Genomic DNA, 20,332 nt, shown 5'->3' on the forward strand with positions numbered 1-20,332 from the left:
CTAAACCACCAAACTCTAAAGCAAAAAAAAATGAAAATCTTTTAAAGTATCTCCTAATCAATTGAAAATCACCATACTTGTAAAAAAAAAAAATAACAAAGAATTAACCAACATAAACCAATCCAAACCAGCTATAACCAAACAAACAATTATTTCCCCAATTAATACAATCCCACAAAACCAAAATCCCAAACAAAATCAACACAAATCCAATTAATCATAATCGTTACAGCCAATTTTAATTAAAAATAAAGCCGACTGTCGACACTTCCAGCAATCTTATCCTCAACTTTAAATAATATACCCCCGTAAATACCTTGACGATTATACATATCCCTATTTTTCAACTCCCTAAAACATCAATTCAAAAATTGAATAACTCAAAATCCCCCTTTGGTAGAAAATAACTGCTGGGTAAGTTATGATATAGATAATTAGTGACCTTAGTTTAAAATATGACCTCGTATTCCAGTTTCAATTGTTAAAGTATCTATCTAATTAGCTTATCCTCCATTAAGTTCTGATATACAAGGATGATTTATTGTAGATAATATTCCCCATCCTATATTAAAATGTGTGGATTTGGTATCTAAGGCTTTATATATAAGCGTTGTGGTATATATATTTTATGTGTTCCAAGCATTCTTCAAGTTATAAATCATATCGAATCGAATATAGAAAATGAAAGAAGCTACTACAACTGAGAAAGTGATTGTGAATGGAATGGGAGCAATAGCCCATAATAAAGGTGTTTTTTTTAGGGTTTGGGCTCCTAATGCCAAATCAGTAAGTGTGGTTGGGGGGTTTAATAAGTGGAAGGACGGCTCTGATTTATTGGAACATGAGAAAAATGGATATTGGGGTGGTAATGTACACAAAGCTAAGGTTGGAGATGAGTATAAATTTTCGCTAGATACACCTACTGGAAAATTACAAAGAAATGATCCATACGCTAAACAGATGACTAACTCAATTGGTAACTCAATTGTGTATGATTCAAATGCTTTTGATTGGGGAGATGATAATTTTCAGATGCCGACCTGGAATAACATAATTATTTATGAACTTCATGCGGGTACGTTTAATGCTAAAGAAGAAGGTAAACCTGGAAATTTTTATGGAATTATAGAAAAATTAGATTATCTGAAAGAATTAGGAATTAATGCCATTGAGGTAATGCCTCCTTTTGAGTTTCCTGGTGATTTCTCTTGGGGATACAATCCTGCTTATCCTTTTTCGATTGAATCGGTCTATGGAGGTGCGGATGCTTTTAAAGCATTAATAAAAGCGGCTCATGAAAAAGGCATTGCCGTCATTTTGGATGTAGTCTATAATCATTTTGGCCCAACTGATATGGATATATGGCAATTTGATGGTTGGAATGAGAACGGAATGGGCGGAATTTATTTTTATAATGATTGGCGAGCTAAAACACCTTGGGGTGATAGTCGTCCTGATTATGGAAGACCAGAAGTAAGACAATATATTCGTGATAATGCCATGATGTGGGTAGAAGAGTTTAGAGCGGATGGTTTACGGATGGATATGACTCCTTATATAAGAAACGTAAATTCAGATGAAAACCCTAATACTACTTTACAAGAAGGTATTAGTTTATTGCGTTGGATTAATGGTGAAATTGCGGAGAAATATCCATGGAAATTAACTGTTGCCGAGGATTTACACGGACTTAGTTCAATAACTGACCATATCGGTGAAGATGGAGGGTTGGGATTTGGGAGTCAATGGGATGCTGATTTTGTTCATCCTGTCCGAGAAGCATTGATTACGCAAGAGGATGCAAATCGCAATATGGAAAGTGTATGTTTAGCGGTTTTGAATAAATATAGTATGGACTCTTTTAAGAGGGTTATTTATACGGAATCACATGATGAAGTTGCCAATGGTAAAGCTCGTGTAGCAGAAGAAATTGCTTCGGGTAGTGTAAATAATTGGTACTCAAAGAAAAGGGCTTCCTTGGGAGTTGCCTTAACGATGACAGCTGCGGGAATTCCGATGTTGTTTCAAGGGCAGGAGTTATTAGAAGACAAATGGTTTTCTGATACCGACCCGCTTGATTGGAAGCGTTTGAAGAAATTTAATGGTTATAATAAATTACACAGGGATTTAATTCAACTTCGTAGGAATTTCAACAACAATACAGAAGGACTAACTGGTCAAAATACACAGATAATTCGGGTGGATGAGGAAAGGAAAATAATTGCGTTTCATCGTTCACACGTGAGTGGAAAAGGAGATAGTACTGTTGTTGTGCTTAATTTTTCGAATAATTCTTACGATGATTATGTTATTGGAATGCCTCAAGATGGTATATGGAAATTACGATTCAATAGCGACTGGGAAGGATATGATAAGGAATTTGAAAATTTCACCTCTACTGACACAGAAGCTGTAAAGGGCGAATACGATGAATTGCCCTTTAATTCAACTATTTCTATCGCTGCATATACGGCTCTGATTTTTTCGCAGGATAGAGAAATTTAGTAATTAGGGATTGGTTAGATTAACTGATAATTACTCCCAAGTTTTATTAAAGAATTATTATAGAATATATTTGATTAAAACGTATTAAAGACATTTTTCGTAGTTGTTACAATGAATTATAACGACATTTAGAGAGGTTTTTAATAAAATTTGGTATTATTTTCTGTTAATTTTAATCCAGTAAACAAATAAATACAATGAAAAGAACAAGCATAATTATGATATTAATGACCTTATCGGTTGTTAATATTTTTGCTCAGACAGTGGATGAAGTTTTTGATGCTCATTATAAAGCAGCAGGCGGAAGAGAACTTTGGGATCAAGTAAAAACTTATACCATCAAGCAGTCCTATGTATCTAATGCGGCCAGTGATTTTGAAATGGAGGTAAAATCGTCAATTCCAGATGTGTCGATGTTAAAAACTAAAACCATTATGAAACGTAATTTTATCTACGGTGTCAACCCAACGGATGCTTTTTTTAGAGTTCCAATGGGTAGTCGTGATAAAGCAATTGTGTATGACACGAAGGATTTGAGTGATAAGGAAAAAATGAATATGAAAAGAGAAGTGACCGATATGTTTGCTCCTTTTTATAATTATCAAGCCAAAGGATATATTGCTACGTATGTTGGTTTGGAAGTTGTGGGAGCTCAAAGATTACATCACATTGAATTATCTGGCAAGGATATTAAATATGATTTGTATTTTGATAACGTAACGCACTTATTAACAAAACAGGTTGAAAAATTATCAACAGGCGAGGAAATCACCAAAGAATATAATACTTATACAACGGCTGCTAATGGATTAATTTATCCTTCCTTTGGGACTTATTATAGTAGCATTGATAAGCGAAATGTGAAGTTGACGACCAATATTGTGTTTAATCCTGCATTTGATGCAACTACTTTCAAGCGATAAATTCTGTCACAGGTGTGCCTGTGACAGAATTGCATGGAGTTTTTAACTGAATGATTTGTGGTCACTTGCCCTCTGGCGAGCGACTAACACAATTATAAAATTAAGGAGGTAAAAATGCCTCTTTAATTTTATAAAATATATCTAAACCATCTATGAAGAACTTTTTTAAAATAACTGGTATAATTTTATTATCTATATTCCTACTTTTTTTAGGGGTATTTTTCTATTTGCAGACTTCTGGAGGACAAAGATTTTTGACGAATCGAGTAGTTGCATATCTTAAAACTAAAATTGATAAACCATTTACTATTAAGAAGATAAACTACAAAATTCCTGATTGGATTGAGTTGGATGGCGTTTATTTTAGTGATAATAAAGGTGATACTTTACTAGCGGGAGAAAAGTTATATCTGAATATGGATATGCTTGGAATCCTCCAAAATAAAGTATCCGTCAATGAGATAAATCTTGAAAATATTAAGGTGAATATCAAACGAACCCTCCCCGATACTACCTTCAATTTTGCCTACATTTTAGATGCTTTTATTCCTAAAACTGACCCTAAAATCGTTGCCGATACTGCCAAAGGCGTTGCGCTTAAATACAATATTTCCAATGTAAAACTTAAAAATGTATCCCTAAAATATTTGGATGATGTTACGGGTGTAGATGTAAATATGCGTTTAGACAATACTGAGACATCTTTTACAGACTTTGATCCTGCCACTTCAAAATATCATTTGGATAAATTAATGCTCAACGGTGGAAGTATGAACTTGCGTTTGTATTCTTCAATTCCGACAAAACCATCTCCTGAAACTTCAACGTCTGACACTTTAGATTTAGCTTTCAAGGAGTTGGATGTGAAGGGTATTAATTGGAAAATTATTGAGGAAGAATCTGGTTTGGTTAATACCGTAAAATTGGGAAGACTCAATGCCAAAGGTGACCAATTATATCTGTCGGGTGAGAAAGTACATTTGAAATCGGTTGATTTGTTTAATACCAATGCGAGTGTTGTTTTTTTGAAGAAGAAACCTACGAAGATTAACGCTGGCAGGGTTTTAAACCCTGACAGCGTTTTAGCGTCCTCAAACAACTGGAAAGTATTGGTTGATAAAATCGTTTTTGACCGAAATAATATTCAATATCAAGATTTAAATGCTCCTAAGCAAAAGCGAGGAATTAATTATAGTGACTTGAAAATCAGTAATTTAAAACTAAATTCTGAACGTTTTTACTACTCCCCTACGCAAACTTCGGGTTGGATTTATAGTGGTTCATTTAAAGATAAATCTGGGTTTGAAATTCAGAATTTGCAAACGGATTTTGCCTATACCGACAAACAAACTTTCCTCAAAAAATTCTTACTAAAAACGCCGCAATCCATTCTTAGAAATGAGTTGGTGTTGACCTACGCCTCGATGAACCAATTGACGAATGATATTGGAAAAGTTCGGGTGAAAACTACCTTAAAAAATAGTCAATTAGCTTTTAAAGATATTTTATTATTAGTACCTGATTTGGCAGAAACGCCTCCGTTTAAAGGCAATGAAAATGAACTTTTGAGATTTAATGGAGCCGTTTCTGGAACGGTAGACAATTTAAAAATTGCCCCAACTTCTATCAAAGGTTTCGACCAAGCGAAATTGGATTTTCAAGGACAAATTACGGGTCTTCCTGATGTCAATAAAACGTCATTGAATGTGGATGTGAGAGCGCTTTTTATCACGAAAAAAGACCTTTTAAAAATCGCTCCACAAGGTTCAATTCCTAACTCGGTTGAACTACCTGAGAGAGTGACCATTGTGGGAAAAATTAATGGTAAATTGGCTAATTTATTATTGGATACAAAGCTAAAATCTGACTTGGGAAATGCTTCTTTCAAGGGGAATTTAGTGAATATTACCGCCAATAAAAACCAGCAATACGAAGGAATAATTGCCTTTCAGGGCTTTGAAATGGGTAAATTTTTGAAACAAACGGAGCAAATTGGCAAAATATCTTTATCGGCAAAAGTGAAAGGAATTGGCATTGACCCAAAGACCATGAAAGTATCCGTTGATGGTACCATTGAACAAGCAGAATTGAGAGGATATGATTATAAAAATGTGGTTTTGCAGGCTGATTTAGCCAATCAAATTGCCACGATTAAAAGCAATATCAAAGACCCAAACATTACGCTTTTGATTGATACAAAATTGGATATTTCGCAACCATATCCGAGCGTGAAAGGGAACGTAAATATTGGTCAATTGAACTTGAAACCATTAGGTTTTTATGCTGATAATATTGGGATTCGGGGCGATATTGACATTGATATGCCAAACACAAATCCTGACAATCCGAGTGGGACGATTTTTATCAAAGAAGGCACTTTATTGCAAGATGGGAAACCAATAAAAATTGAAAATACTTCGCTGACCGCTGCCAATTCGCCCGAAGGCAAAAAGATTACGATAAACGCTCCTTTTTTGAAGGCGAATTTGAACGGAAATTTCAATTATTTACAACTTTCTGACATTTTCATTTCAACGATAAATAAGTATTTTGTTTTGCCCGATATTGCTTACAAACCCGTTACGGCTCCGTATAATTTGAAGATGGACATAAAACTGGTAAAACATCCAATCCTTCAAACATTTGCACCAGGTTTGACCCGCTTGGATACTACCCGATTATTGGCAAGTTTGGATAGTCAGGCGGATACAATATTTAGGGCAAATTTAACGATGCCTTATTTAGAATATGACACCATTAAGGTAAAAAATGTGAAGATAAAAATGGCTGGAAACGCCACAACATTAACCTATTCGGGTGGACTTGATGGAGTGGTTTTAACAGATTTTCAGGTTAGAAAAACCAGTTTGTCGGGTGATGTGAGTAATAACACCGCAACCTTTAAAGCAACTTTCAAGGATTCGGTTGACAAAGACCGTCATGCCGTTGCGGGGTTATTGCAAAGTGTTGATAATCAGTATCGTATCAAATTAAGAAAAGGTGGTTTATTCTTGAATTATACGCCGTGGCAAGTGGATTCTACGGGGTACATTGCTTACGGAAATACAGGTTTGTTGATTAGAAATTTCAACATTAATCGTGGTCAAGAAAGGCTTTCCGTCAACAGCACAACGGATACGCCAAATGGTCCAATCAATGTTACGACCGACAGCTTAGATATTCGGAATTTTGTGACATTATTCTCGCCTGATTCAACGTTGGCGAGTGGCAAAATTGATGGCAAAATCTTGTTGAGTAATTACATGACAACGCCTTCATTTTCGGGTGATATTGCCATTAAAAATTTCCGTTTTCAGAAAACTGCCATTGGTGATTTGGACGTGAATGTTTTTAATGAAACAGCTACTAAAATTACCGCCAAAGCTACGTTAATTAGTGCGAATAATGACCTTTCTCTATCGGGAAATTATTATCTGAAAACCAAAAATTCACTTGATTTAAACTTGAATATCAACAAGTTAGGAGCAGAAACGGTTGAGGCTTTTAGCTTCGGAATGTTACGACGAGCGAAGGGAATTTTGTCGGGAAAAGCCAGCATAAAAGGTTCAACAACAAGTCCGCAATTAGATGGAAATTTGAGTTTTGATAAAGTGGCTTTTGACGTTTCACAATTGGGAAGTCGGTATTTGATTGATAAACAAAACTTGATTTTTGAAGGGCAAACAATCAAATTGAATCAGTTTACAGTGAGTGATACCTTGAACCAGCCTTTGAAGGTGAATGGCACGGTTGTTTTGACCAATATTCCGTTGGTAAAATACGATTTGACAGTGGATGCCAAGAACTTTATGGTGCTAAATTCTACCCGAAAAGACAATGATTTTTTCTACGGAAAAGGCTTTATTGATGCTAATTTGACCTTGCAGGGCGTTTCTGAAAAAGCGAAAATTGAGGGTGATATTAAGTTGAAAGAAAACAGTAAGATTTCGATCATTGTGCCAAGTTTGGATGATGTAAGTAATGGTGAAGGCGTAGTTGTATTCGTAAATCGGAAGAATCCGCCGAAGGATTCTATCAAAAAAGATTCTATAAATACAGATATATTTGTGAACACTTTTGTCTCTGAAATTGCCCTTGATATTGAGGCGGATGATAAGTCAGAATTGACGATTGTGGTGGATGAAATTAATGGTGATAATTTGGTGGTAAAGGGTAATGCACGGCTCAATGCGGGGGTAAATGCCAGTGGACAATCGTTTATTTTTGGCACTTATGATTTGACTGAAGGTAATTATGGTTTAACCTACGAAGTGCTAAAACGCCAATTTTTAATTCAAAAAGGCAGTAATATTATCTGGACGGGCGATCCTATGAATGCAGATGTGAACATCACTGCCATTTATAAAACAAGCACTGCCCCGCTTGATTTAATGACCAATGAAACCAACAGTAATCAGGATATTTACCGTCAGAAAATGAATTTTGATGTGCTATTAACGATGTCTGGAAAGTTATCAAAACCAGTACCATCGTTTAAGATTGAGGTATCGAAAGAACAAAATTTAACGGTTTCGACAGAGGTGATTAAAGCCGTTGAAGCAAGGTTGACAATTTTGAATGATGGTTCTGAAAATGGCGATAAAGCAAACATTGATAAGCAGGTATTTGCCTTGTTGATTCTGAATCGTTTTTTCTCGGATAAATCATCTGATTTCTTTTCAAGTAGTGGCAGTGGAGTAAATGCAGAGGCAATTGCACGGCAAAGTGTGAGTAAATTATTATCCAGTCAATTAGACCAATTGGCTTCTGATTTGATAAAAGGCGTAGATTTGGACGTAAATTTGTCGTCTTCCCAAGATTATTTTAATGGAGAATCTGCCAAACGAACCGATTTGAGTTTAGGCTTATCAAAAGCCTTTTTTAATGATAAAATTGAGGTAAAAGTTGGGCGAAATTTTGAGTTAGAAAATACCTCAAAAATATCTCGAAATCCTTCCGAAGTATTCGATAACGTGACGGTAAATTATAAATTAACGAACGATGGTAGATATTTATTCAAAGCCTTCCGAAAGAATCAGTTCCAATCGGTTTTGGAGGGATTTATCGTGGAAACAGGTGTTGGTTTTACAGTAACGATGGAGTACGGAAAATTCAAAGAAATCTTTACTAAAAAGACGAAATAGTTAGACCACGGATTGTACGGATTTGACGGATTTTTTATTGTTTTATGAGATGTTTTCGAATTGTAATAGTACCCTTAATTATTAATAAAGCCATAAATACGTTCACCAAAGTTAATATGAATAAAATCCGTAAAAATCCGTCTAATCCGTGTCATCCGTGGTCTATATATCCGTGGCTATTTTCCTGTATTTTAGCTCTATTTTTGAGTAGTTGTTCGGTTACGAAGAAATTGCCCCCTGGCGAAAGTCTATACGTGGGGGCGAAAGTAAAAGTAATGGCGGATTCTGAAATTTCTAAGACTGAAATTAAGAATATTGAAACAATTTTGACTGATTTTGTAAAGCCAAAACCCAATTCTACCCTTTTGGGGTTTCCTTATAAAGTTTGGTTTTATTATCTTTTTGGCGAACCTAAAGGAGATAAAGGGTTTAGTAGTTTTTTCAGAAAAAGATTTGGTGAACCACCCGTTTTGGCGAGTAGAAGTGTGACGGCTGCCAATGTCAAACAAATTGGTTTTTTACTAAATAATGAAGGCTATTTTCGCTCGTTTGCTACGGGTGAATTATCGGATAATAAGCGTAAATCCACCGCAATTTATACCACTACCCTGCACCAAAGATATTTCTTGGATAGTGTTACCATTTCTCCCCAAGATACCGCTATTTTAGGGAAGGCATACAATGGAAAAAACCAAGATTCCTTTTTAAAAACTGGCTCTCCTTATCGTTTTGAACTTATTTCTGGTGAACGAGCAAGGATTGATAACGTTTTGAAGCGGCGGGGTTATTATTATTTTCAGCCCGATTTTATCTTATTTGAAGCAGATTCTTCGATTGGGAATCATAAGGTAAATTTAACTTTAAAAATCAAGCCTTCTACGTCACAAGTTAATCGAAAAATATATCGTATTCGGGACGTTCATGTTTTAGCGGATTATGGTGAAATTATGTTGGGCGACACAATAAGTGATAAGGGTAAAGAAGTTATTTTTGAGGGCATAAAAGTAAATGACAAAACCGATTCGTTTAAACCCAAAATTTTTGCTCAGGCAATTGGTTTCAGAAGGGGTGGCAGATACAGTAGTAACATTCAAGATATTTCACTTTCGAGGTTAATTAACTTAAATGGTAACTTCAAATTTGTAAAAAATACCTTCAACTTAGTGCCTCGTTCAGATTCTGCCTTACTGGATGTCTTCTATTATTTAACTCCTTTGAAGGCAAAATCTATCTTAATAGATGTTAATGCAAGCACAAAGTCTAATAATTTCACGGGAACGAATTTGAGTATTTCTTGGCTCAATAAAAATACATTTGGGGGGGCTGAATCTCTGAAAATTACGGCAACAGCGGGTTTAGATTTTCAAGTTGGGGGAGCAAGTGTAACCCTCGGAGCGATAAATTCTAATAAATATTCAATCGAAGGAGTGCTTACGATTCCAAGGTTTGTAATTCCATTTATTAAGACGAATCCTGCCATAAATCAGGCCTTACCCAAAACAAATATTGGCGTTGGTTATGAAGTTTTAAACAGAGGTGGATTATACGACCTGACTTCTTTGAAAGCAACCATGGGTTATGCTTGGAAGCAAAATAACATGCTGGAACACTCATTTACGCCTATTTCAGTGAATTTGGTGAAAGCCAATGTGTCGGAAGCATTCCTTGAAGATATTTTTAGAAGTGATAATCCCGCCGCTTTTGACCAAATTTTAAGTGATAGAATTATTATGAGTTCTAATTATACGGTGAATTATACGCCTACTTCCAGAGTTAATTCCAAACATCAATTTACCTTTTCGGGCGGTGTGGAAGTGGCGGGTAATTTGGCCAATTTATTGTCTAAAATTGGTTCACAGAATGGCATACCCGAAACGTTATTTCGTATTCCAATTTCTCAATATGCTCGATTAGATGCAGATGTTCGGTACAGCTATGCGGTAACGAAATCCTTAAAAATTGCCAATCGTTTTGTGCTTGGCTATGGTTTGCCTTATGGAAATTCTCTTTCGCTTCCATTTACTAAACAATATTCAGCGGGTGGCAATAATAGTATTCGGGCTTTTGTCGCAAGAAGTATTGGGCCAGGCGCTTATCGTTCAACGGGGGCAATCAGCAATGTATTTTTGGGAAGTCAAACGGGAGATATAAAATTGGAATTTAATACTGAATTACGAGCAAAATTCAATAAATACATCAACGGGGCATTTTTTATTGATGCAGGCAACGTTTGGATGCAAAAAGATGCGGATGCTTACGGGCCAGAAGGAGTTTTTGGCGCTGATTTTTATAAACAAATCGCCATTGGAACGGGCATTGGTTTACGTTTGGATTTCAGTTATTTAGTACTTCGTTTCGACTTGGCAACACCCGTGCGTAAGCCTTATCGACCCGAAGATGATCGTTGGGTTTTGAAGTATCTTAACCTAAAAGATGCCAATTGGCGTAGCGAAAATTTAGTATTGAATATTGCGGTGGGCTATCCGTTTTAATTTTTTAATTAACTCTTGCAAGCGTTTTAAACGCTTGCAAGAGTTAATATTTTAAAAACGTAGTGAATTTACCCTAATCATCACATCATACTTCTTAAAATTCCCATTTCCAAGCCTCTTAATTCTGCCAAACCACGCAAACGACCGATGGCTGTATAACCAGGATTTGTTCTTTTCTCGGGATTCAAATCGTCCAACATTCTGTGTCCATGGTCAGGTCGGAAAGGTAAACGATAATCTTGTCTACCAGATTCCATTCTACTTTTTTGTTCCAACACTAAAGCTTTCATCACTCCGTACATATCCACATCGCCGTCTAAATGGTCAGCTTCGTGAAAATTTCCTTCGGCATCTCGTCTGGTAGCTCTTAAATGAATAAAATTAATTCGGTTGCCCATGCGTTCTACCATACCCACTAAATCATTATCCGGACGAACACCATAACTGCCCGTACAAAAACACAGTCCATTATTCGGGCTTTCGTAGGCTTGCAAAATTTGTTTAGCATCGGATTCTGTACTAACCACACGAGGTAAACCCAAAATTGGATACGGTGGGTCATCGGGATGAATGGCTAAATTAATACCTGCTTCTTCGGCAATAGGCGTAATTTCACGGAGAAAATCGTAAAGATTATTGCGTAATTCACTATCGCCAACGCCTTCATATCCCCGCAAAATAGTCGCAAATTCTTCTACCGTAAAACTTTCTTCGCTACCAGGCAAACCCGCAATGATATTACGAATCAATTTATTTTTTGCGGTATCTGAGGCCTTTACAAACCAATCTTTTGCTTTCGATAATTGAGGTTCCGTATAATTTTCCTCGGCGTTTGGTCTTTTTAAAATATAAACCTCAAAAGCCGCAAATTCAGTCGCATCGAAACGCAAAGCCGTTGAACCATCGGGCAATGAAAAATCTAAATCGGTACGAGTCCAGTCCAAAACGGGCATGAAATTATAACAAACCGTATCAATGCCCGCTTTCCCCAAATTCAGCAAAGAGGTTTTATAATTCTCGATAAATTGACGATGATTCCCCGACCGTTTTTTAATGTCTTCGTGTACGGGTACGCTCTCTACGACGGAGAATTTTAATCCAGCGGCTTCAATTTCGAGTTTACGTTTTAGGATTTCGTCAATCGTCCAAATAACACCGTTGGGCAAATGATGGAGTGCCGTAACAATTCCCGTTGCTCCCGCTTGACGAATGTGAGATAATGGAACGGGGTCTTTTGTACCGAACCAGCGAAATGTTTGTTCTAAGGGCATATTTTGGTTGCTCGTTATTAGTTATGAGTTATATCAATTATTCAAAGAAGTTTTTGGTGATTTTTTACCCATAAATTTGATTTTTTTACCATAATTAACTACTTGATATTCAAATAATTGACTGATATTCAAGCAATTAATTACCGATTAGCTATTCTTGACACTAAATAACAAATCGAAGAAATGCACAATTTTTACTTTGAAAAATGTTAGATTTGAAACTTAATTATCAACCAAACCCCTAAAATTCTATTTTTCATGACACAAGAATCAACTAAAAGTAATCAATCCGCTCTTTACACCCTCATGACCGTATGGTTTTTTTGGAGTTTTGTGGCGGCATCCAATGGAATTTTGATTCCACTATTTAAAGACAAATTTGTCCTTACCCAAACCCAAGCACAATTGGTTGATTTTGCTTTTTATGCCGCTTACTTTATTGGTTCAATTCTTTATTTGGCTTTTTCAAGACTGATGGGAGGCGATATTCTCAATAAAATCGGGTACAAAAATGGAATTGTCATTGGTTTATTAATTTCAGCGGTTGGAACATTGTTGTTTTATCCTGCCGCTCAAACAGCTTCTTATCCATTATTATTAGCAGGTTTATTTATTGTAGGTCTTGGATTTTCGTTACAACAAACTGCTACTCAGCCATTTATGATTGCTCTCGGCCCTCCCGAAACGGGTGCTCAACGAATCAATTTAGGAGGTGCGGTTAATAATTTAGGCGGAACAATTGGACCTGCTTTGGTATCGTTTGCTATTTTCGGTTCAATTTCTAAAGATGCCGCTGCCAATGCTTCTATTGAGGACGTAAAGATACCATATTTGTGTTTGGGAGTACTTTTCGCTTTGATGGCATTATACTTTTGGCGTTCTAAATTACCAAGAATTAAAAACGATGAGGATGTGCAAGTGAGCAATGTGGTGATTGGTTTACCGCTTGCCTTTTTAACGCTTTGCGTAGGTGTTGCCGTTGCTTTTTCAACTGAAACTGCTATTATTTTTACGTTTATTTTGATGGTTATTTTGATGATTGGCTATTTGATTTTTTCGGTCGTAACCAAATCTGGTGCTATCGAAAATGCGAAGTCAGTATTGAGTTATCCGCAAGCTATTTTGGGAATGACTGCCATCTTTGTATATGTGGGCGTGGAAGTAACCATTGGCTCGAATTTAGGAGAATATCTGAAACAAACTGAAAAATTGGATTCTTCCGAAATTTCAAAGTATATATCACTTTTTTGGGGCAGTATGATGATTGGTCGTTGGACAGCTTCCATCAACAATTTCAATCCTTCAGAATCGCTTAAAAAGATTTTAATTGTCGTGATTCCGTTCGTTGCTTTTGCGATTATTTTACTCGTTAATTCATTATACAGTGGCTACGTTTGGGATTTATTACCTTATGCAAGTTGCATCGTGGTCATGATTTTAGCCTACTACGCAAGTAAGGAAAAACCTGTTCGTCTTTTATTGATTTTCACGGCATTAGGTGCAATTATGACCATTATTGGCGTAATGGCTGCGGGTAAAGTTGCCCTATTTTGTTTAATTTCGGGTGGTTTATTTTGTTCGGTTCTATGGCCAAGTATTTTCTCTTTGGGCACGGCAGGATTAGGAAAATTCACCAATCAAGGAACGGCATTTTTGATTATGATGATTTTGGGTGGTTCAATAATTCCCGTAATTCAAGGTAAATTATCGGATTCGTTCGGTATTCAGCAATCCTATTTATTAGCGGCGGGCTGTTTCACTTATCTATTCATTTTCGGAATTATCGTACAAGGTGTTTTGCGCAAACAAGGCATCGACTTTGATAAAGAAGTGGTTAAAAGTGGAGGAAAAGGACATTGATAATTTAGCCATGAGCTTTGAGCCGTGCGCAATGAGATTTTTTTCTCAGAACTCATTACTCAGAACTCATAGCTTATAGCTAAAATGAATTTAAAGTATCAAAAAATCGGAAAATCCCATAAAATCCTGCTCGCCTTTCATGGAATGGGGCAGGATTTTTCGTGTTTCCAAAAATTTGCCCAGACCTTTGAAAAGCAATTCACTACCTATCTTTTCGACTTGCCTTTCCATGGAAAAAGTGAAGTAAATGAAACCATCATTACCAAAGAAATCTGGCAGAAATATTTAGATAAATTTTTACAAGAAAATCAAATACAGAAATTCTCCATCATTAGTTTCAGCATGGGCGGACGTTTTGCTTTGGCCACGATTGAAGCCTTTTCGGACAAGATTGAGAATATCTTGCTCTTGGCCCCGGATGGCATTACTGAAGACCCTTTTTATCACGGAGCAACTCGTTCCCGTATTACTCGCCATATTTTCAAAAAAGTACTTAAACACAACCATAAATTTTATGGCTTTGCAGACTTGCTGACACGTATGGGAATTGTCCATGAAAGCGTTGTAAGGTTTGCCAAAATGATAGTAAATACACCCCAAAAACAAGCACAATTATATAGTTCTTGGATAGGTTTTAGAGAGTTAAATTTTGACCTTAAAAAATTAGCACAACTTATTAATAGTCAGAACATTAATATTAAAATAATTATGGGAAAATATGACAAATTACTTCCTATTTCAACTATTTTTCCCTTCACAAAACGACTCAAAAATCATCAATTAATTATCTTGGAATCTTCTCATGGAGGACTGGTTGAAAAAACGATTGCTCATCTACGAAATAATTAATTTTTCACAAATGGAAAGCTAAACAACATTCACACAACTACTAATCTATTTTCTTCGTATATTAATTGAAAATACTGGCATACTTTTTTCCGTTTTGTATGTTTATAGTTTATATCAATCCAATTTAACATGAGTTTTATTACTGCCATTGGCACAGCCGTTCCTGATAATTGTTTTCCTCAAATGCAAATTGCGGAATTCATGGCTTCCGCATTACAAATGAATGATTATGACCAGAGAAGGCTAAAAGCGCTATACCGCACCACTAAAATTGCGCAAAGATATTCCGTCTTAGCGGACTATGGAAGTCATTTTTCTGAATACCAGTTTTATCCACAAAGTGTTGATTTAGAACCATTTCCAAGCATTTCTCAACGAATGCTCGCCTATCAAGGATATGCTTTACCGCTTTGTCTGAAAGCAATTGAAAACTTAAAACAAGACATTCCAAATAAAGGAATTACCCATATCATTACAGTAAGTTGTACGGGAATGTACGCTCCAGGACTGGATATTGAAATCATTGCAACCTTAGGATTAGACACTACCATTCAACGAACTGCCATCAATTTTATGGGTTGTTACGGTGCTTTTAATGGCTTGAAAATGGCAGATACCATTTGTAGAGCCGACCCAAAAGCAAAAGTATTAATGGTTTCAGTGGAGCTTTGCACGCTCCATTTTCAAAAAAAAATGGATGAAGATTTTCTTTTATCCAATGCTCTTTTTGCCGATGGAGCTGCCGCTATTTTAATCGAATCAGAAGGAAAAGAAAAGAGCCTTGAAATGCGTTCATTTTTCTGTGATTTATACTTTGAAGGCAAACAAGATATGGCTTGGAAAATAGCAGATTTTGGCTTTGAAATGACGCTAACTTCTTATATTCCAAAATTAGTAAAAACGGGAATTAAATCACTGATTGATAGATTGTTAGATAACGCAGGAATGACTAATCAGGATATAGATTTATATGCAATGCACCCAGGAGGAAAGGCAATTTTAGAAGCCATCGAAACGGCTTTGGAAATTACGAAAGAGGATAACAAATATTCTTACCAAGTATTAAGAGATTACGGAAATATGTCATCCTGTACTGTACTTTTTGTTTTGAATGAAATACTGAAAAATGCTACGAAATCAGACCATAATAAGAATATTTTGAGCTGTGCTTTTGGCCCAGGTTTGACTTTAGAATCTATGGTTTTGAAAATATGCTGATCTTCGATTATCGTTGTTCGATTTTTAGAGTACCGAAGATCAAACAACGAAAACCGAACGTCGAAACTAAAACTGATATTTTGTTGAAAATAATATTCCGCTACTGTATAGATTTACCAATCCACGACCCACCCCTTTGAGGGGCGTTTTCAAATACGGCTCCGCTTGAAAGCTTAGATGCTTGCTCACTTGTTTTTCCCAGCCAATCGAGAGATTTAGCGTACTCCAATAAAAACTTGACTTATCGCTCCAGTCGCTTGTTTTTGCGGGCGACCAAGCGTAATTATAAATGTAGGTTTCATTGAGCAGTATGTATGATGAAACCCCAGCGCTAACAAACCAAGTTTGGTGGGGTTTTTGAAAAATATTAACTCGTAAATTAATAGGAATATCAATGACTTTACACTTCCCATCTACCTCCGTGGGCTTTGAAGGATGCCCTTTCGTCCAATCTGGCCAAGCGTGATAATATTCAAAATCGCCAACGTATTTTTTACTCGAATAGGAAACGCCCGTTTGTAAGGCAAGTTTCTTACTAATTCGATATTCAAATAACAGCCCCACCGAACCGCCCAAAGCCGAATAGTCTAAATTCTCGATTGAATTTATATCAGGTGATAACGCTACACGTATACCAAAATGACGAAGTTTTGGCGATTTACTTATCTTTGGCAAACTATCAATATAAGGGGGTAAATCCGTTGGAATTTCCGACAAAGGTGATTTATATTCTTTATTTTTCAAATCATTCACCCCGTAAAAATTGGTTCTATCAACCATTTTTTCGGAGGCTATTTTCTCTGGAATAATTATTGAATTTTCAATAATCAGCGAAGTATTTTGCGCCAAAATCATTGGATTTGAAGCATTATGTTTACCTTTTTTAACTTTACTATTTTTTGAATTTTTAGCAAAAACTACTTGATTATCAGCATTATAGATACGAATATTTTCTTTTTTTTGACTTTTATTTATCGGCTGATTATTTGCCAAAGTGGTATTTGCTGGAGAAGAGTTGGTTATTACAGAATTTTCTTTTGTCTTGGTATGACCATCCTTCTCAGAAAGTTCTACGTTAGATTCTGTCCTTGTGTGAACATTCTTTTCAGCATTTCCCTCCGCCTTTGTTTGTGTCTCCACAGATAACGGCTGAGCGGTTCTTGGCGAAACAGACAATAACGGATTTAATTTTTCAATTACCCTCTCCTTTTGTTTGCTTAGATTTGCTAAATTATTCGGTAAATTCTCATGTTTTAATGAATGTGATTCTTTCTGTATTTCTTTTTTTGGACTTGTCTCTGAAGAAACAGATGAGGACGGATTTGAAGGTTGCATGGTGTTTTTTTGCTCAATATTTCCTATAATTTCGGTTGAATTATCTCCTTTTGAATCAATCACTAAACTTTGTTTTTTATTTACGGAATGATACACCAAGCCAACCCCAACTATCAAAAATAGACCAGCTAAAAGTACCAACCACCTGCTTTTATATCTTTGGGGAAGCTCAGGTTTACGTTGTATGTCTATTTTTTGTCGGAGTTTGTCGAACGACGATGATTCAAACGGGACATCAACCTTATCAGAGGCATCTCTGAAAAGGTCATCCAGTTCATCATCGGACATATCCCACCACTTTTCTGACATTTTATTTTTTATTTGTTAATGGTTCTAAACTTAGCTGGCAATAAAATCTTACTCCAGTTATATCTGCCAACTTCATTATTCTTTACTCAACATTTCTCTTAAATTAATTCTTGCCCTTGCCAAATTTGATTTAGACGTGCCAACCGAAATTTTCAGCATACCGCCAATTTCTTCGTGTGAATATCCATCAATTACAAATAGGCTAAAAACAGTTCTGTAGGCGGGTGATAATTTTTGTACGAATCCTAAAAGTTCTTCGTAGGATAAATCTGAGGAAGCATCTTTACCATCACTTACCAAATATTCAGCCGCTTGAATATCGTCGTGGTTATAATGCTTATGGTTTTGACGGTAATAATCCAAGGCGGTATTAACCATTATTTTCCTTAGCCAATTTTTAAAAGACTTTGTTAAATCGACTTTATCGGCATGAGTAAAAACCTTGATAAAACCATCATTGACAATTTCGATGGCTTCGTCATGGGTACGAGTATAACGCAAACAAACACCCATAGCATAGCCATAAAACTGCCTATAAAGCAATTCTTGACTTTTAGGGTTGCCAATTCGGCAACCTTCCAGCAGGGTTTCGAGTGTATGGTTGCGATCTATGGCAATGGACATTTGATGGTACTGTGGCTAAAAGTAAACTATTTCTCCGAGTCGCACTATCAATAATTGAACAAAATACGGATAATTTTAGTAAATGGTTGCGTTGAGTTTAAAGAAATTCAAAATTCAGAGATTTTCCGTAACTTTGTCAAAATAACATCCTAAAAACAATGACGATTCATAGAGAAAGCAAAGGAACTATCTTGGTAACCACCCTATTTTTGATACTTCTAAACGGTGCTACAGCTTATTTTTTTCCAGAAAATGATACACTTCGTAAAATCGTAGTGTTTTTGAGCATAATTTTAGCAATAATCGTGCTTCAATTTTTCCGTGTACCTAAGCGTACCACGATTCAAAACCCTAAACATATTATTGCTCCTGCCGATGGCAAGGTCGTTGTAATTGAAGAGGTTGTGGAGACAGAATATTTCAAAGATGCTCGTCGCCAAGTCTCAATTTTTATGTCACCGATAAATGTGCATATAAATTTCAATCCGATTTCAGGGATTATTTCTTATTTTAAATATCACCCTGGCAAATTCTTGGTAGCTTGGCATCCTAAATCGAGTACGGATAATGAAAGAACAACCATCGTGACCAAACACACCAATGGAACGGAAGTACTTTTCAGACAAGTTGCGGGCGCTTTGGCACGTAGAATTTGTTGGTACGTAGAAGTCGGAACAGCCGTTGAACAAGGAAAAGAGTTTGGATTTATCAAATTTGGCTCCAGAGTAGATATTTATTTGCCTTTGAGCGCCAAGATTTTGGTGAAATTAGATGATACTCCCGTGGGCGGAGAAACGGTGATTGCGGAGTTAGCGTAGATTTTTAAAATATCAAAAAGGTGGCTGAAATTGATTTTTAGCCACCTTTTTTATTACCCAAAATTACCATACCAACAAACCAATCCCCGAATACTTCAAATTTTCATTGGGTCGATTGCTATTTTCAACGTTGATATTATTGAAAAATTCATTATTAGGCGACCTGTTAGATAGTCAATTTTTCACGTAATTCGCTTGAAATCAAAGATTTTTGTTTGTTTTTATAATCATAACAAACAATGCGAGACGTTCCTTCGGCGGCAATTCTTTGGAGTTTTTCACTGTAAACTAAGTGTTGCATCAAGAAGCCATATTCACTGATTGATTCGGGCAATATTCGTGCGGTGATCTTGATAGTATCAGGGAAAGTTAACGGCACTTTGTATTGGCAAGTAGTCTCAGCTAAAATTGGACCAACGCCATCATCACCCGAGAAATCCATGAATCCAATTTCACTAAAAAGAGCGATGCGAGCTGACTCAAAATACTTGAAATAAACGGTATTATTTATGTGCTGGGCGGCATCCATATCGCCCCATTGAACGGTTTGTTCGATAATACTGGTATAGTTTTTAAGTAAGTCTGACATTTTTTTATTTGGTTTATTATGCGAAATTATTTGTCGAAAATAACAAGTTTTTAGATTTGATAGTTGTGTTAGCATGAAAACAAAAAAGAAATCCGATCTCCCAACCAAAATCTGTGTAATTTGCGCACGACCGTTTACTTGGCGAAAAAAGTGGGAAAAAGTTTGGGAAGAAGTAAAATATTGTTCGGACAGATGTCGAAATGACAAAAAATAACACCTATTTTGAAATAAAAAGACGATCTTATTAATTCATAAAATATTGAATTTAAACTACTTAGATACTACTTTTCATACACTGGAAGTCCCTATTTCGGTCAACCACTCTCTATGCTCGAAAATAGCTAAATTCTTATTTCTATCTTTCATAATTGTAAAGTTCTGAAATATCTATGGTA

13 protein-coding genes are annotated in these 20,332 nt (G+C 36.0%); 9 read left to right on the top strand and 4 right to left on the bottom strand.

Annotation, left to right across the window (positions count from 1 at the left end; translation table 11 throughout):
- Nucleotides 1–681: 681 nt before the first annotated feature.
- From AC1W31_RS14235 to tamL, 4 genes are all read left to right on the top strand, one after another.
- On the top strand, nucleotides 682–2,505 hold the full coding sequence (locus tag AC1W31_RS14235) for an alpha-amylase family glycosyl hydrolase (protein ID WP_481735136.1): 1,824 nt from the start codon (nucleotides 682–684) through the stop codon (nucleotides 2,503–2,505).
- Nucleotides 2,506–2,702: 197 nt separating this feature from the next.
- Nucleotides 2,703–3,428 carry a hypothetical protein gene (locus tag AC1W31_RS14240; protein WP_481735137.1) on the top strand — a complete coding sequence of 242 codons (726 nt, stop codon included), beginning with the start codon at nucleotides 2,703–2,705 and terminating at the stop codon, nucleotides 3,426–3,428.
- A 152-nt stretch (nucleotides 3,429–3,580) separates the two neighbouring features.
- A complete protein-coding gene (locus AC1W31_RS14245) occupies nucleotides 3,581–8,572 on the top strand; it encodes a translocation/assembly module TamB domain-containing protein (RefSeq protein ID WP_481735138.1) in 4,992 nt (1,663 codons plus the stop codon).
- Nucleotides 8,573–8,688: 116 nt separating this feature from the next.
- Nucleotides 8,689–11,064, top strand: coding sequence for a translocation and assembly module lipoprotein TamL (gene tamL / locus AC1W31_RS14250; RefSeq protein WP_481735139.1), 2,376 nt, complete (start codon nucleotides 8,689–8,691; stop codon nucleotides 11,062–11,064).
- 80 nt (nucleotides 11,065–11,144) lie between these two features.
- On the opposite strand, the gene uxuA is transcribed toward tamL, so the two are convergent.
- Nucleotides 11,145–12,335, bottom strand: coding sequence for a mannonate dehydratase (gene uxuA, locus AC1W31_RS14255; protein ID WP_481735140.1), 1,191 nt, complete (start codon nucleotides 12,333–12,335; stop codon nucleotides 11,145–11,147).
- A 258-nt stretch (nucleotides 12,336–12,593) separates the two neighbouring features.
- On the opposite strand from uxuA, the gene AC1W31_RS14260 reads away from it, so the two are divergent.
- The 3 genes from AC1W31_RS14260 (at nucleotide 12,594) to AC1W31_RS14270 (ending at nucleotide 16,262) form a co-directional block, all read left to right on the top strand.
- Nucleotides 12,594–14,195, top strand: a complete 1,602-nt coding sequence (locus tag AC1W31_RS14260; RefSeq protein WP_481735141.1) for an MFS transporter — start codon at nucleotides 12,594–12,596, stop codon at nucleotides 14,193–14,195.
- 84 nt (nucleotides 14,196–14,279) lie between these two features.
- A complete protein-coding gene (locus AC1W31_RS14265) occupies nucleotides 14,280–15,044 on the top strand; it encodes an alpha/beta hydrolase (RefSeq protein ID WP_481735142.1) in 765 nt (254 codons plus the stop codon).
- Nucleotides 15,045–15,173: 129 nt separating this feature from the next.
- Nucleotides 15,174–16,262, top strand: coding sequence for a type III polyketide synthase (locus tag AC1W31_RS14270; protein ID WP_481735143.1), 1,089 nt, complete (start codon nucleotides 15,174–15,176; stop codon nucleotides 16,260–16,262).
- 66 nt (nucleotides 16,263–16,328) lie between these two features.
- On the opposite strand, the gene AC1W31_RS14275 is transcribed toward AC1W31_RS14270, so the two are convergent.
- Both AC1W31_RS14275 and AC1W31_RS14280 read right to left on the bottom strand, forming a co-directional pair.
- Nucleotides 16,329–17,906: a porin family protein gene (locus tag AC1W31_RS14275; protein WP_481735144.1), complete on the bottom strand. Its 1,578-nt coding sequence runs from the start codon at nucleotides 17,904–17,906 to the stop codon at nucleotides 16,329–16,331.
- Nucleotides 17,907–17,981: 75 nt separating this feature from the next.
- A complete protein-coding gene (locus AC1W31_RS14280) occupies nucleotides 17,982–18,530 on the bottom strand; it encodes an RNA polymerase sigma factor (protein WP_481735145.1) in 549 nt (182 codons plus the stop codon).
- 158 nt (nucleotides 18,531–18,688) lie between these two features.
- Here AC1W31_RS14280 and AC1W31_RS14285 point away from each other — a divergent pair, with 158 nt between their 5' ends.
- Nucleotides 18,689–19,348 carry a phosphatidylserine decarboxylase family protein gene (locus AC1W31_RS14285; protein ID WP_481735146.1) on the top strand — a complete coding sequence of 220 codons (660 nt, stop codon included), beginning with the start codon at nucleotides 18,689–18,691 and terminating at the stop codon, nucleotides 19,346–19,348.
- A gap of 166 nt (nucleotides 19,349–19,514) precedes the next feature.
- Here the strand turns inward: AC1W31_RS14285 and AC1W31_RS14290 are convergent, their stop codons facing one another.
- Nucleotides 19,515–19,937 carry an acyl-CoA thioesterase gene (locus tag AC1W31_RS14290; RefSeq protein ID WP_481735147.1) on the bottom strand — a complete coding sequence of 141 codons (423 nt, stop codon included), beginning with the start codon at nucleotides 19,935–19,937 and terminating at the stop codon, nucleotides 19,515–19,517.
- A gap of 73 nt (nucleotides 19,938–20,010) precedes the next feature.
- Between AC1W31_RS14290 and AC1W31_RS14295 the strand changes: the two genes are divergently transcribed.
- Nucleotides 20,011–20,151, top strand: coding sequence for a DUF2256 domain-containing protein (locus AC1W31_RS14295; RefSeq protein ID WP_481735148.1), 141 nt, complete (start codon nucleotides 20,011–20,013; stop codon nucleotides 20,149–20,151).
- Nucleotides 20,152–20,332 lie beyond the last annotated feature (181 nt).

This window comes from Arcicella sp., from assembly GCF_964672035.1.